The sequence below is a fragment of the Enterobacter sp. CPE_E890 genome (genome assembly GCF_046521475.1).
Lineage (GTDB): Bacteria > Pseudomonadota > Gammaproteobacteria > Enterobacterales > Enterobacteriaceae > Enterobacter > Enterobacter adelaidei.
Window position 1 is genome coordinate 2652166 of record NZ_JBKFZW010000001.1, and the last position, 14192, is coordinate 2666357.

Annotated in this window: 12 protein-coding genes; 8 read left to right on the plus strand and 4 right to left on the minus strand. The window is 50.4% G+C overall.

The window, feature by feature from the left end:
• Positions 1–154: 154 nt before the first annotated feature.
• Complete coding sequence (gene zntB, locus ACLHV9_RS13035) at positions 155–1138, minus strand: zinc transporter ZntB (protein ID WP_049006940.1); 984 nt, start codon at positions 1136–1138, stop codon at positions 155–157.
• A 197-nt stretch (positions 1139–1335) separates the two neighbouring features.
• Between zntB and ACLHV9_RS13040 the strand changes: the two genes are divergently transcribed.
• Positions 1336–2466, plus strand: coding sequence for a GGDEF domain-containing protein (locus tag ACLHV9_RS13040; protein ID WP_108089781.1), 1131 nt, complete (start codon positions 1336–1338; stop codon positions 2464–2466).
• 33 nt (positions 2467–2499) lie between these two features.
• Here the strand turns inward: ACLHV9_RS13040 and ACLHV9_RS13045 are convergent, their stop codons facing one another.
• Entirely contained in the window at positions 2500–3654 is a 1155-nt protein-coding gene (locus ACLHV9_RS13045; RefSeq protein ID WP_108089780.1) for a methyl-accepting chemotaxis protein, read from the minus strand.
• Positions 3655–4110: 456 nt separating this feature from the next.
• Between ACLHV9_RS13045 and ACLHV9_RS13050 the strand changes: the two genes are divergently transcribed.
• The 4 genes from ACLHV9_RS13050 (at position 4111) to ACLHV9_RS13065 (ending at position 8562) form a co-directional block, all read left to right on the plus strand.
• The gene (locus tag ACLHV9_RS13050; protein WP_028018837.1) at positions 4111–6240 is read left to right on the plus strand and encodes a putative bifunctional diguanylate cyclase/phosphodiesterase; all 2130 of its coding nucleotides are present in this window, start codon (positions 4111–4113) and stop codon (positions 6238–6240) included.
• A 92-nt stretch (positions 6241–6332) separates the two neighbouring features.
• A complete protein-coding gene (locus tag ACLHV9_RS13055; protein ID WP_108089779.1) occupies positions 6333–7565 on the plus strand; it encodes a sensor domain-containing diguanylate cyclase in 1233 nt (410 codons plus the stop codon).
• A 74-nt stretch (positions 7566–7639) separates the two neighbouring features.
• Positions 7640–7780, plus strand: a complete 141-nt coding sequence (locus ACLHV9_RS13060) for an Ecr family regulatory small membrane protein (protein ID WP_176691059.1) — start codon at positions 7640–7642, stop codon at positions 7778–7780.
• Between the two features lie 218 nt (positions 7781–7998).
• Complete coding sequence (locus tag ACLHV9_RS13065; RefSeq protein ID WP_407221184.1) at positions 7999–8562, plus strand: DJ-1/PfpI family protein; 564 nt, start codon at positions 7999–8001, stop codon at positions 8560–8562.
• A 59-nt stretch (positions 8563–8621) separates the two neighbouring features.
• On the opposite strand, the gene ACLHV9_RS13070 is transcribed toward ACLHV9_RS13065, so the two are convergent.
• Positions 8622–10238: an ABC transporter substrate-binding protein gene (locus ACLHV9_RS13070; RefSeq protein ID WP_108089778.1), complete on the minus strand. Its 1617-nt coding sequence runs from the start codon at positions 10236–10238 to the stop codon at positions 8622–8624.
• Between the two features lie 185 nt (positions 10239–10423).
• Between ACLHV9_RS13070 and mpaA the strand changes: the two genes are divergently transcribed.
• Positions 10424–11137 (plus strand): murein tripeptide amidase MpaA, encoded by a 714-nt coding sequence (gene mpaA, locus ACLHV9_RS13075; RefSeq protein WP_028018833.1) that lies wholly within the window; start codon positions 10424–10426, stop codon positions 11135–11137.
• On the opposite strand, the gene ycjG is transcribed toward mpaA, so the two are convergent.
• Positions 11128–12093, minus strand: a complete 966-nt coding sequence (ycjG, locus tag ACLHV9_RS13080) for an L-Ala-D/L-Glu epimerase (RefSeq protein WP_108089777.1) — start codon at positions 12091–12093, stop codon at positions 11128–11130. The genes mpaA and ycjG overlap by 10 nt on opposite strands.
• Before the next feature lie 107 nt (positions 12094–12200).
• Here ycjG and tpx point away from each other — a divergent pair, with 107 nt between their 5' ends.
• Together tpx and ACLHV9_RS13090 are read left to right on the plus strand one after the other, a co-directional pair.
• Positions 12201–12707 carry a thiol peroxidase gene (gene tpx, locus ACLHV9_RS13085; RefSeq protein WP_049006931.1) on the plus strand — a complete coding sequence of 169 codons (507 nt, stop codon included), beginning with the start codon at positions 12201–12203 and terminating at the stop codon, positions 12705–12707.
• Between the two features lie 275 nt (positions 12708–12982).
• The gene (locus ACLHV9_RS13090) at positions 12983–14191 is read left to right on the plus strand and encodes an aldose 1-epimerase family protein (RefSeq protein ID WP_108089776.1); all 1209 of its coding nucleotides are present in this window, start codon (positions 12983–12985) and stop codon (positions 14189–14191) included.
• The last annotated feature ends 1 nt before the right edge of the window (position 14192 follow it).

Here is a 14192-nt window from a genome sequence, read left to right on the forward strand (position 1 = left end):
AAAAGGAAGTAAGACAATATGGAGCGCAACGCCCATCGCTTGACGTTGCATTCACCTGCGGGAGTAATATTGCACCTTACGGGGTAGATGTTTATTGACTTCGCTCAATTAAAAGAGCGTTTTGAACCGCGTAAAACGTGAAAAAAACGTAAATTTACAGCCATTTACTGCGATGTAACCACCATGCAACACCACCAATCACAACAACTAACATGACGCAAAAAGCGGTAAAGCCGTAGCGATAGGCATTCCCCGGAATTCCCCCCAGGTTCACACCAAACAAGCCGGTCAGAAACGTGCTGGGTAAAAATACCATCGCCATCAGGGACATTGTATAGGTTCTTCTCGCCAGGGATTCCTGCATCACCTGGGCGATTTCGTCTGCCATCACTGCCGTTCTGGCGATACAGGAATCAATTTCGTCCAGCCCGCGGCCCAGCCGGTCGGCGATATCCTGCATTCTGCGTCGCTGATCGTCATTCATCCAGGTCAGTCTTTCGCTTGCCAGACGGGCATATACGTCACGCTGGGGCGTCATATAACGACGCATAACGATCAACTGCTTACGCAATAACGCCAGAAATCCACGCGGTGGGATCTGCTGATCGAGCAAGTTATCTTCCAGGTCGATGATTTTATCGTGCAGTTCTTCGATAAACTCGCTCGCATGATCGGTAAGGGCGTCGCAGACGTCCACCAGCCAACTGCCACAGTCGATCGGCCCGGTACCTTCTTTCAGATCGTTAACAATGTCATCCAGCGCCAGGACTTTACGCTGACGGGTGGAAACAATCAGACCATCATCCATATAGACGCGCATCGCAACCAGCTGATCGGGACGTTCATCCGTGCTGCCATTAATGCAGCGCAGGGTAATCAACGTTCCGTCTCCCATTCTGCTCACGCGAGGTCGCAGGCTTTCTCCCGCCAGCGCATCGCGCACATTGTTAGGCAAGAGCGGCGTCGAAGCCAGCCAGTCAGCGCTGTCCGGATGGGTGTAGTTCAGGTGTAGCCAGCAAGGATGCTCGTTATCAATGACATCGCTATCCTCCAGCGGTCGGGCACCGCCGCGCCCATCCAGCACCCACGCAAAAACTGCGTCAGGAACGTTAAGTTCAGATCCTTTAATGCTCTCCACTGCGCCTCCGCCTTTTAAGCTCTTTCGATGTCAGTCTAGCTTTCATCAGGGGTTAAGCAACAACTATATGCGGCATCGCGCTGAAATCGCTCAGGAATTGAGCGTATTGCAACAGGTTCCTGTAGACAGTCGCAGGCAAATCATTAGAGTTAAAGAAATGCTGCTAGATTGATCTAAAAATATGCTGGGGTAAGTGCGTGACCATAAAAAAGAACTGCGTCGCATTCGATTTGCGCCTGACAGAAATGCGCGCAATCGCGATAAAAACCAGCATGACCTGGTTCCTGTGGGTGAACATATTGTTTTCGCTGTTCATCCTGGGGAGACGTTATTTTGCTCCGATTGGGGTGTTAACACCTTCCCTTCATCCAGCAGGATTGATGGAAGGCATGATGGTTATCATTCTTACCCTCTCGGCAGGCGTACTCTTTATACTGCGAATGGCACCGCTGCAAAACGCCCCCTGGCTCAGAAGCCTGGCCAGAGGCGTTGTTGTCGGATTAAGCCTCTGCTGGGCTACGTGCTTTTACGTATTAATCACCAGTGAAGATATTCGGATCATCTTCCCGTTTGCTGCACTCCTACTGTTTGCGTCGCTCATTTCCCTCTATTTCGACCCCAGAGTGCTATTAAGTTTTATCATCCCTGTGTGGGTGACCATTCTGGTTACCACACTGTTTCACCCCACTCAGCTCACCGTCCTGAGCGCGCTGCAATGGGTCTTACTGGCAGGCTTGATTGAATCCGGGAGACGGATCCTTAACCGCTGGTTTATTCTTGCGCTGCAACGTGAACAAGAAAACGCCGATCTTATTCATCAGCTAGGCATGCTCGCCAGCAAAGATCCGTTGACCGGGTTAGCCAACCGTCGAAGCTTTGAAGCGCGTATGGATCAGGAAATTGCCAGCCATCAGCAGGATGGGAAAGGATTTGGATTGATTATGCTGGATGTCGATCATTTTAAACTCTACAACGACCATTACGGGCATCAACAAGGGGATCGCTGTCTGATCATGATTGCGGGTGTACTTGAATCTGCGAGCCGTGAAAACGAAGGCATTGTAGGCCGGGTGGGTGGCGAGGAGTTTATGGTCTTACTCCCCGAGGCCGATGTCAGCAAAGTGCGATCAACTGCGGAACGCATTTCCCGCATGCTGGAAAGCCAGGCATTCGCTCACGCCCTCTCCCCAGTCAATCCTCACGTAACGGTGAGCCAGGGGCTGACGCTCTGGACACAGGGGCAATCGCCCCAATCGGTCATTGGCTGTGCGGATAAAGCCCTGTATATGGCGAAGCTGCAGGGACGTAATCGCTGGGTAGAAGCATAAAAAAAGCCCGGCGTACCAGGCTTTTTTGTTCCGTCACAGGGAGTGACCGGGTCGCGGGTGGAACGACAAATTGCCCGCATGTGATGAGAACGTGATGTCTGCCTCATCGCTATTATTAAGCCGGAAGTTACGTGTGCGCGTCTGCAGTTCGATCACCTGATTACGCAACACATCAGATGAACCATTGAGTTCCTCAGCCATCGCCACATTGCTTTGCGTGACCCGTTCAAGCTCGGACAACGCCAGAGTGATCTGAGAAATGCCTTTCTCCTGCTCTGATGTGGACGTGGAAATCTCGTCCATCAACCGGCTAACTTTTCCCGACCCCGCCACGATCTCATGCATATTCTTTTCTGCCTGAGACACAACGGTGACACCCTGAGTGACGTTAGTGCTGGTGACTTCAATCAGCGCTTTGATATTTTTCGCGGCCTCCGCGCTGCGGTGTGCGAGGTTTCTTACCTCTTCCGCAACCACCGAGAAGCCTTTTCCATGATCTCCCGCCCTCGCCGCCTCGACGGCCGCATTAAGCGCCAGAATATTCGTCTGGAACGCAATACCATCGATGAGCGAGATGATTTCTGTCATCTGCTGTGCGCATTCGGTAATGGATTGCATATTAGTCGCGACCTGCCCCATCAGCTCTCCTCCCTTGCGAGCCTGTAACGTCGCCACATTCGCCTGTTCGCTCGCCAGCCGGGTGTTATCGGCATTGTTTTTAGTGCTCGCGGCCATCTGTTCCATGCTGGCCGCAGTTTGCACCAGAGATGCAGACTGTTGCTCCGTTTTCACCGAGAGCTGCGCACTTCGGGAAGAGAGTTGATCCGATAACGTCATGGCGGTTTGCGACGATGCCCTGATCTCCCGGACAAGCGTGGCAATGTTGCTGGAGAGGCTATTAATCCCCGGGATTAATCTGCCTGCACAGTTATTACCAAACTCAGGAATAGATATGCCAAGATTGCCTGCGGTCACTTCTTCAATACTTTTTTTCACAGTATTGATCGGTGTCACAAGATACTTTGTCATGTAGCCCCAAAGTAAAAATAGCGCAACGAAATTTAATAAATTAAGTGAAACGAAAAGCGAGACATTGCTGGAAAATAGAACAACGACACCTGCATTAACCAAAAAAAGACAAAAAAGGAACCAGACAATGAAGGTTCTGACACTAATATTTCTTAGCATGATTATACCCACGTTTTATATTTTGGTCGGCATTTAGACTTATAGCATCGGCTCTGAACTTTGTCCTCACAAACACCGTCGGTTTTTTGTTTTACCGTTAGCTGCCTGAGATTTAGCTTAAGTCAGATAAAAAGAGTGTATTAGTAAAAATGTTCTGCGTGGCATGCTGCGATACTGGTCTCCTGCCACGTTAAGCGATACCATCCCCTGCGGTGAGAGGTTGTTTTTACCCTCATATTTAAGGAGCTTTGCTATAGTTATTCCTGTTTGTTTAGCAATGCTAAATAGATTAATAAATGGAATATATTTTATATTCCTTACTATTTTTAGAGTTTTAATATGACTGGCCATTTTTCACGATAAATAACTAATATTGTTTAATGCGCATGTTCGTTGCCAGATAGAGATGTGCCCGGCAGGCGAAATCGGTAACCCTCTCAGGAGTGGGATTGCATAATGCTCAATATATCGTGGGACCCTGTACTCATCGCCATCTCTTATCTGGTGGCTTTTATCGCCTCCTTTGTCGCTCTGGACAGCGCCGGGAAAATCCCCCTTTCCAGCCGCAAGGCGGCAATGTTCTGGCGCATTGCCGGAGGCGTCACGCTGGGCATCGGGATTTGGTCAATGCACTTCATCGGCATGCTGTCGATGCAAATGCCAATGATGATGAGCTACGACCTTTGGTTAACACTTGCGTCTCTTGGTGCGGCAGTTGTTGCGTCGTCCGTGGCCATTAATATTGCCGTCACCGGCAAAAAACTTTCTCCCTTTCGACTGTTCTTCGCCACGGTGATCCTGAGTGCGGGCGTGGTGTCTATGCACTACATCGGTATGGCCGCATTGATGCTGGACGGCAGCATCGTCTGGGATCGGCGTATTGTGGGTTTATCTGTGCTGATTGCCGTTGTTGCTTCCGGCGTTGCCCTGTGGCTGGCTTTCCGACTGCGCGATATTCACAAAGGGGTTTTTGTCAGTCGCATTCTTGCAGCCTTTATTATGGGCGCCGCCATCTGTGCGATGCACTATACCGGTATGAGTGCCGCGCATTTTCATGAAATGTCACATACCCTCCCCGGTGGGATCAGCGAGCTGGGATTGTCTATCTGGGTTTCGGTCACTACGCTCACCCTGCTCGGCGTAATGCTTATTATCTCGCTTGTAGATTCTCACTGGCGCACCAATCGCCTGACGGAAAATCTTCGACAACTCAACCGCCAGTTAGAGCTACAGGCTCGCTTTGATGCACTCACTGGGCTCGCCAACCGCCACCAGATGGATATTCGCATGCAGGACTGTCTGCGCAGCGCGCTGCTCAGCAACAAGCAATTTGCCGTGATTTTCCTGAATGTCGATCACTTCAAACGCGTCAACGATACCTGGGGTCACAATGTCGGTGATGAGTTGTTAATCACGCTTGCACAACGCATCACGGCCCGACTCACGCGTGAGATGACCCTGGCCAGACTAGGAGGGGATGCCTTTATCTTACTGGTTCCAGAATGCGACGACGACAAACTCAATGCGCTGCTCGCTACGTTACTCGGGGATATGCGTCGTCCTCTTTCAATCTGTGGACACACGTTAAGTACAACCGTCAGCGCGGGGGTTAGCCTCTACCCACAGGATGGAGAAACGTTGCATGAACTTAAACTGAAGGCGGATGCGGCTTTACATCACGTTAAAGAGGATGGCCGTAATGGCTGGGCTATTTACCGGACTGAAATGTCGACGGCGGTTCCGGCTAAACCTGGCTTTTTACAGGAACTCACCCAGGCACTTGAACGCGATCAGTTTGAACTTTGGTACCAACCAACCTGGCATGCCGAAGAGAAAACGATTCACGGTTTTGAAGCGCTTCTCCGCTGGCGCCATCCTGAGCAAGGGGTGTTGCTGCCTAATCTGTTCTTACCCTCGCTGGAACAAACAGGTTTAATTATTCCGGTTGGCAACTGGGCAATTGAAGCAGCATGCCGACAGCTTCATTTCTGGACTGAACAAGGTTTTAGCCAGTGGACGTTGTCATTCAACTTATCCCCTGTTCAGTTCGAACAGCCAGACATCTTCTATATCGTATCGTCGATGCTGGAAAAATATAACCTGTCTCCTTCCCGGCTGATCCTTGAGGTGACTGAGAGTACCGCGCTTAAAAATCTCGACCGCAGTATCGAGTTACTCAATGCGTTTACTCAAGCGGGGATCACCGTCTCGATTGATGATTTCGGGACTGGCTATTCAAACCTGCTGATGTTGAGCGTTCTTCCGGCAAAAGAGCTCAAAATTGATAAAAGTTTTGTGATGTCGATGCTGGAAAATGAAAAAAGCCGCAAGCTGGTGGAAACTATTATCAACATTGCGCGGACCATGGAGATGAATGTGGTTGCAGAAGGGATCGAAACAGAAGAGCAGCAAGCGGTACTGACCAGCCTCGGCTGCGATTATCTGCAGGGGTTCCTTTTTTCCCGTCCTTTACCTGCCGAACAGGTGCCGTGGCTGCTGTTGCAGAAGAACTCAGACAAACAAATTATACCAATTGGTAAAATTCATTCAGAACACGTATTTATTTCACAAAAAAATCATGCCTGACGAGTTTAAGTAGAGTATGTTTCAAAAGAGTACGCACGAGTCAATCCGATCATGATTGTCAGGCACAATGTGCCGATGAACAGGAAATACCTATGTCGCAAAATGGTTTTGATGCGCTGAATGTAATTAAAACACCCGTGTGGCTTATTTCAGCTGTTTCGGAACAGATCATTTTTGCAAATGTGGCCGCAGCTCAGGTAATGGGTGACAAAACACTGAATGATTTACGCAAAGGAATTTATTCCGCGAGTGCGCAAACTGTGCTGTCGATGTACGTTTCTGAACTCAAAACGGAGCAGGAGATCGTCGAAATCTGGACCATTAAGCGGGATGGACAAGATGCCCCACTGAGTTGTCGACTCTCGCTAGCCCACTACGCACCCTATGGTGATGTGATTGTTTTCGAAGGGATCTCTTCGCAAATCGTCTCCGGGCTGAAAGCCAGCCGTTCTGCAACCTACCGGCGCAAAAAACAGGGGTTTTACGCACGCTTTTTCCTGACCAACAGCGCACCGATGCTGTTAATCGATCCTGCCCGCGATGGCCAAATCGTTGATGCAAACCTTGCGGCACTCAATTTTTATGGTTATTCGCATGATGAAATGTGCAGTAAACATACCTGGGAAATAAATACTCTTGGAAGAGATGTTATACCCATTATGACCGAAATTGCCGGACTGCCCGGTGGTCATAAACCTCTCAACTTTGTTCACCGTCTTGCCGATGGCTCCACTCGTCATGTTCAGACGTATGCCGGGCCTCTTGAGATTTACGGTGACAAGCTCATGCTGTGCATCATCCACGATATCACCGAGCAAAAAAGGCTGGAGCAAGAGCTGGAACACGCTGCCTCGCGTGACGCCATGACGGGTCTGCTCAACCGTCGGCAGTTTTACACCCTTATCGATCAAACCAGCCAGAATCAACTTCCCGCGCAACAGCAATTTAGCCTGCTGCTAGTGGATACCGATCATTTTAAAAACATTAACGATCTCTTTGGTCATCTGAAAGGTGATGAAGTACTTATCGCCCTCTCCCGAACGCTGGAAGCCTGTGGCCGGAAAGATGATCTGGTGTTCCGCTGGGGTGGTGAAGAGTTCGTCATCCTGCTGCCGCGCACCGCCCTCGAAACCGCCTTGCAGATTGCCGAATCAATCCGCTCTGCCGTTTCCCGTATCACTATTCCGGGTTTACCTCGGTTTACCGTCAGCATTGGCGTGGCGCGACATAGCCCGGGCGAGAGTATTGATGACCTGTTTAAGCGTGTAGATGATGCGCTGTATCGCGCGAAAAATGATGGGCGCAACAAGGTCCTTGCAGCATGAAACTGGAGTATCCAGGAAAGCCCCGTTACAATGCCCACCTCGAATAAACCGAATAGAGGTGGGTAATATCTTCAATGAGTAAAACAGAAATAATACTCATCTTAATTATTTTGAGCCTTATTATATTGGGTTTTTGGTTTATTTTTAGTGGTGAAATCTGGTATCTCGTAGAAATTCTGGAAAACAGCCTCTACCCCACCTTCGATGCGTTATAAAACACGTTTAATTTATTGTTTCACCTACCGAATTTGTCAGCTATCTGAATCCCTTAACGCCACGTAAAATACGCGGCGTTATCATCCAATAACGTTGATAACAAATCACTAAATCATTTGCTTATGTTGCCCGTTCTCTGACGGGCTTTTTTTATTTCCGGCATTTCAGCCATACCAGGCTATATCTTAATCATCTTTATTCACAGAGGTGAGGAATGATGAGCAAGAAGATCCTGATGCTGGTTGGCGATTACGCCGAAGATTACGAAACGATGGTGCCCTTTCAGGCTTTACAGATGATTGGTCACCAGGTTGATGCTGTCTGCCCCGATAAATCAAAGGGCGATTATGTCATGACGGCGATCCATGATTTTGACGGTGCCCAGACCTATAGCGAGAAACCCGGTCACCGTTTTACGCTCAATGCCGACTTTTCCGCAGTAAAAGAGCAGGACTACGACGCACTGCTTATCCCCGGCGGGAGAGCCCCCGAATATCTGCGATTAAATGATGACGTGCTGAAGCTGGTACAGGCATTCGACGCCGCGCGTAAACCGATTGCCGCCGTGTGTCACGGCCCGCAATTGCTCGCTGCCGCTGGCATTCTGAAAGGACGTACCTGTAGCGCCTACCCGGCCTGTGCCCCTGAAGTCCGTCTCAGCGGCGGACACTACGCGAATATTGGCATCGATCAGGCACATGTGGACGGCAATCTGGTTACTGCTACCGCCTGGCCTGCACATCCCCAGTGGCTTGCAAAATTTAATGCATTGTTAGAATAGTGCGGTAAGTAAAAACTGGCGCAGCTTAGCGCCAGTTTTGCTTAGGTGATGGTTATACGTCAGTGCTTCTCAATATACATCGTACGGCTATACGCCACGTCTTCCGGGTTATTGATAGGATACCCTTTCACCCAGGGCTTAATCAGGCGACCATTGGTGTACTGGTAAATTGGCGCAATGGGGGCTTTCTCCATGAGGATTTTCTCCGCCATGTTGTAGTCCGCATTACGCGCTTTCGCCGTTGTTTCCAGTGTCGCCTGGTGAACAATTTTATCGTAAACCGGATCGTTAAAACGCGAAATATTGCCGGTATGAGTTGACGTCAGCAGAGAAAGGAACGTCGAGGGTTCGTTGTAATCACCGACCCATGAGGCGCGGATTACGTCAAAATTGCCGGTGTTGCGGCTATCAATGTAGGTTTTCCACTCCTGGTTTTGCAGTTTGACATCCACACCAAGATTTTTCTTCCACATGGACGCCACCGCAATGGCGATTTTCTGGTGGTTTTCGGATGTGTTATACAGCAGGTTCAATTTCAGCGGGCGCTGAGGACCGTAACCCGCAGCCTGCAGCAAGGTTTTTGCCTGTGCATTCAGCTCCTGCTGTGACATCTGCTCAAACGGTGAAGACTCCGGGGTAAAGCCCGCCGTCACGTCTGGGGTAAAATGCCATGCTGGCTTCTCACCGGTCCCTAATACCTTTTCCGCCATAATGCGGCGATCGATGGTCATACTCAGCGCCAGACGAACGCGGGCATCCGCTGTCGGACCTTTTTGCGTGTTAAACGCGTAATAATAGGTACCCAGTTGAGGCGGGGTATAAACTTGCCCCGGTATATCCTTCAGGAGTTTCTGATACATGTTTTTCGGGAACGATTCGGTAATATCAATATCTCCCGCCAGATAGCGTTTGGTGGCAGACGACTCCTGATTGATTGGAATGAACGTCACTTTTTGCAGGACAGTTTTTGCATTGTCCCAGTAATGCGTATTTGGAACGACAACCAGTTTTTCATTCACCACGCGGTCATTAAGAACGTATGCGCCATTTCCAACCAGAGCTCCTGGACGCGTCCATTCCTTACCACTTTCAACGTTGGCTTTTTGCACCGGATAGAACGCAAAGCTTGCCGTCAGGTTGCTAAACCACGGCAGCGGTTTGTCCAGTTGGACGCGTAACGTTCTGGCATCCACCGCCGTCACACCCAGGGTGTCTGGTGCCGCTTTACCGTCAATAATGGCCTGGGCGTTGTTGATACCCGCCAGCGCTGCAAACCAGGCAAACGGAGAGGTGGTTTTCGGGTCGACCAGACGCTGCCAGCTGTAGACAAAATCCTGCGCGGTGACCGGGGAACCGTCAGACCACCTGGCGTTATCACGCAGGGTGAACGTCCAGATACGGTTATCGTTGCTCTGCCAGCGCGTCGCCACGCCCGGGGTCAACTCCCCTTTCTCATTCTGATTAACCAGTCCTTCGAAGAGATCGCGAATCACCTGAATCTCTGGCAACCCCACCGCTTTTGCCGGATCGAGCGAGGCAGGCTCATCTTTAATATGTCTGACCAGCTCCTGTTGTTGCGCCAGTACCGTGCCCTGTGGCACATCAGCAGCGTACGAGAGTGTTGAGAGTCCGCACAAACATAGTGCAGCACAAAGACGCGAGACAGGATGCTTCATACGATCCCCTTTAATGAATTCAGATAACAAGCAGATGCGTAATTATTTGTTTCGAAAAAGAGAAATGCAAATCCCTTCGTCCGGAAAAGTGATTTGCGACAATTCTCAACCGATAAGGAAACTATTTGATTAACAGCGAATTTTGCACAACACTGCCTGTAGAGACTTCTTTATCAGGATTTCGTATGGCAATCACCCGACCAAGAGCGGAACGAGGCGCCTTTCCGCCGGGCGCTGAGCAATATGGCCGCTCATTTTTAGGCGCATCGCTGATCTGGTTCCCTGCCCCCGATGCCGATCGCAATAGCGGTCTGGTCATTGCCGGCACGCATGGCGATGAAAATTCCTCTATCGTCACGCTCTCATGTGCACTGAGAACACTGACGCCCAAACTACGGCGTCATCACGTCATTCTGGCGGTGAATCCGGATGGATGTCAGCTTGGATTACGCGCGAATGCGAGAGGAGTCGACTTAAACCGTAATTTCCCGGCAGCAAACTGGCATGCCGGGGAAACGGTTTATCGCTGGAACAGCGCCGCCGAAGAGCGGGATGTGGTCCTGCTGACGGGAGACACCCCGGGTTCGGAGCCGGAAACACAAGCGTTGTGCCAGCTTATCCATAAGATCCACCCCGCCTGGATTGTCTCCTTCCACGATCCGCTGGCCTGCATTGAAGATCCACGGCACACCGAACTGGGCGCATGGCTGGCAGAGGCTTTCGCCCTGCCGCTGGTTACCAGCGTTGGCTATGAAACGCCCGGCTCATTCGGAAGCTGGTGCGCCGATTTGAGCTTACCGTGTATCACCGCTGAATTCCCGGCAATCTCATCCGATGAAGCCAGCGAAAAATACTTAAAAGCGATGGTGGAACTTCTGCGCTGGCAGCCTCAAAGATGAAGCACGCCGCTGGTAAAATTAAGCGCCGGTGAAACGTCAACCGCCAGCCATGTCGGGCCATCCAGGTCAGCAAAACTGGCCTGATTGACCAGCGGGAGTGCCGCATTGATCGCCCGGGATGTACAAAGCATGCATCCCAGCATCACGGAAAAACCCTCCGACCGGGCCTGAGCCGCCAGGGCCAGCGCTTCCGTTAGCCCACCGGTTTTGTCGAGCTTAATGTTGATCATCTCATAGCAGCCCTGTAGCCCGCTCAGACTCTCGCGGGTATGACAGCTTTCATCCGCGCACACAGGCAACGGATGGATAAAATTCTTCAGCGCCGCATCATCCTTTGCGGGTAGAGGTTGTTCCAGCATCGCCACGCCCAGGTCAGCCAGCAGCTGACATCGCGCGGCAAGCCCTTCGGGATGCCATGATTCGTTGGCGTCAACAATCAGTGTGGCCGACGGCACTGCCGCGCGAATGGCAACCATTCGTTCGCTAATCAGACGATCGTCGAGCTTCACCTTTAACAGGGTGGCTCCTGCATCAAAAAGCGCTTTTGCGCTGGCAGCCATCTGTTCCGGCTCACCAATAACAACGGTTTGCGCCGTAACGACCGATTGCGGCAAGGCCACCCCCAGCAACGATGTCAGGGATTTTTGCTGTTTAGCGGCTTCAAGATTCCAGAACGCGCAATCAATAGCGTTACGTGCCGCTCCTGCAGGTAAACGCTGCTGTAATGCTTCGCGCGAGAGCCCTTTTTGCAGATCGGGTACCAGAGTCATGATAGCCGCCATCACTGACGCAGCACTTTCTCCATAGCGTGGGTATGGCGTGCATTCTCCCGTACCTTTAAACCCCTCTTCTTCAATTTCAACTACCACCACACCGGCCTCACTTCGGCTGCCGCGGGAGATGACAAATGGGCTATGCAATGGCCAGGCTTCTTCATAGACTTTAACGCTTCTCATCACTGACTCCTTGCGGCCCGGAAAGGCGAAAAATTTGGTTTGCCGTGTTATCCGCTGATGGCATACACTAGCCCCGACGTTAACTATATGTAAACAGGAAGATATCTATGTCACAACTCGTTCATTTCCAGGGCAACCCGGTTGCTGTTGCAGGTTCCATTCCGCAGGCTGGCAGCAAAGCTCAGGCTTTTACTCTGGTGGCTAAAGATCTGTCTGACGTCACACTGGCTCAGTTTGCGGGTAAACGCAAAGTGCTGAACATTTTCCCAAGCATTGATACCGGTGTTTGTGCTGCATCCGTACGTAAGTTCAACCAGCTGGCGACTGAAATGGACAACACGGTTGTGCTGTGCATTTCCGCTGACCTGCCGTTTGCCCAGTCTCGTTTCTGCGGTGCCGAAGGCCTGAGCAACGTTATCACCCTCTCCACTCTGCGCAGCCAGGATTTCCTGGAAAAATACGGCGTCAGCATCGCGGAAGGCCCGCTGAAAGGCCTGGCAGCACGCGCTGTACTGGTTATTGATGAAAATGACAATGTCGTATTTAGCGAACTGGTTAACGAAATCACCACCGAACCAGATTACACTGCTGCGCTGGACGTGCTGAAAGCATAATAATTGCTTAGCAATCTATACAGTACTTTCTAAACCTCGCGATGGCGGGGTTTTTTATTTCCTCAAAGCTGAATCGTTCAAGCTATTATTGCCATAATTCACATTAATTGTGCAAAACCATTCGCAATATTTAACAATATAGCGATCTATATCCCATAACCATTCCCCAAAATTCATATTTTCATGCCTGGTGAAGCACATCACACTTCCATTTTTGTTAAACCTTTAGATTTTCTTACGAAATCAAATAATCGTTTCAGCAAAAAGGAATGAAAATGAAAATCAAACTGGCGTTTACGATACTCGCAGTACTGATCTCTGGCCAAGTTGCGGCTAAAACCTGGGTGCTGACAAGTGCTGAAAGCAGCGTGGAGAAAGGGAACTGGAAGATTTCCAGCGGTGAGCTGAACGTTAAAGATCAAACGTTCAGCATTGAGCAAAAAGTCTTACACGGGGGTAAACAGGAAGGCAGTAAAGTCATCATCATCAGCAGTAAAAATGGACTGACAATTGCGTTAAGCCCGACTCGTGGCATGGATCTCCTGCATGTCGAAGGGTTTGGTACCAAACTCGGGTGGAATTCCCCAGTTAAAGAGGTCGTGAACCCGGCCTACATTAATCTGGAAAGTCGAAACGGGCTCGGCTGGCTGGAAGGTTTCAATGAGATGATGGTGCGATGTGGCTATGAGTGGACAGGCCATCCGGTCACCGCTGATGGACAAATCTATACCCTTCACGGTAAGGCGGGTAATACGCCTGCCTCGCAGGTGGAAGTGGAAGTTGCTGATGCTGCCCCACATGAGATTCGCATTCGCGGTTTAATCAAAGAGAGTACGTTCAAGAAAGCCGATCTGCAGACCATGACCGAACTGCGTTACGTTCCTGGAAGCAACCAGTTCAGCCTGCATGATGTTCTGACTAACCATGCTGATTACCCTCATGATTATCAAATCATCTATCACAGTAACTTTGGAACACCGATCCTCGAAGAAGGCGCGCGATTCCTTGCCCCGGCGGTAAGCGTGAGCCCATTCAATGATTACGCCAAAGCCGGTGTTAACGACTGGCAGACTTATGCAGGGCCAACAAAAGGCTTTGATGAGATGGTCTTTAATATCAAACCTCTCGCGGATAATAACCACGAAACGCTTGCAGCGGTGATCAATAAAGCCGGTGATAAAGGTGCGTCAATTCAGTTTGATACTCGCCAGTTGCCCGTGCTGACTCTCTGGAAAAACACCGACACGCTGAAACAGGGTTATGTGACAGGCATTGAGCCAGGTACCAGCTACGCGTACCCCGTCACCATCGAACGCGAGCAGAAACGCGTTAAGCAGTTGCAGCCTGGCGCCAGCACGCAGTTTGATTTGACCTATACCCTGCTTCACAACCCGCAACAGGTGAAAGATGTGGAAAACAGAATTGCGTCGATTCAGGGAGACACCAAAACAGAAATCGTAACCACGCCTCTTGCGAAGGAATAAG

Coding starts and splice junctions, on each gene's coding strand:
- ACLHV9_RS13045 (WP_108089780.1), bottom strand. CDS start 3,654: ATGCTAAGAAATATTAGTGTCAGAACCTTCATTGTCTGGTTCCTTTTT.
- ACLHV9_RS13050 (WP_028018837.1), top strand. CDS start 4,111: ATGCTCAATATATCGTGGGACCCTGTACTCATCGCCATCTCTTATCTG.
- ACLHV9_RS13055 (WP_108089779.1), top strand. CDS start 6,333: ATGTCGCAAAATGGTTTTGATGCGCTGAATGTAATTAAAACACCCGTG.
- ACLHV9_RS13060 (WP_176691059.1), top strand. CDS start 7,640: ATGAGTAAAACAGAAATAATACTCATCTTAATTATTTTGAGCCTTATT.
- ACLHV9_RS13065 (WP_407221184.1), top strand. CDS start 7,999: ATGAGCAAGAAGATCCTGATGCTGGTTGGCGATTACGCCGAAGATTAC.
- ACLHV9_RS13070 (WP_108089778.1), bottom strand. CDS start 10,238: ATGAAGCATCCTGTCTCGCGTCTTTGTGCTGCACTATGTTTGTGCGGA.
- mpaA (WP_028018833.1), top strand. CDS start 10,424: ATGGCAATCACCCGACCAAGAGCGGAACGAGGCGCCTTTCCGCCGGGC.
- ycjG (WP_108089777.1), bottom strand. CDS start 12,093: ATGAGAAGCGTTAAAGTCTATGAAGAAGCCTGGCCATTGCATAGCCCA.
- tpx (WP_049006931.1), top strand. CDS start 12,201: ATGTCACAACTCGTTCATTTCCAGGGCAACCCGGTTGCTGTTGCAGGT.
- ACLHV9_RS13090 (WP_108089776.1), top strand. CDS start 12,983: ATGAAAATCAAACTGGCGTTTACGATACTCGCAGTACTGATCTCTGGC.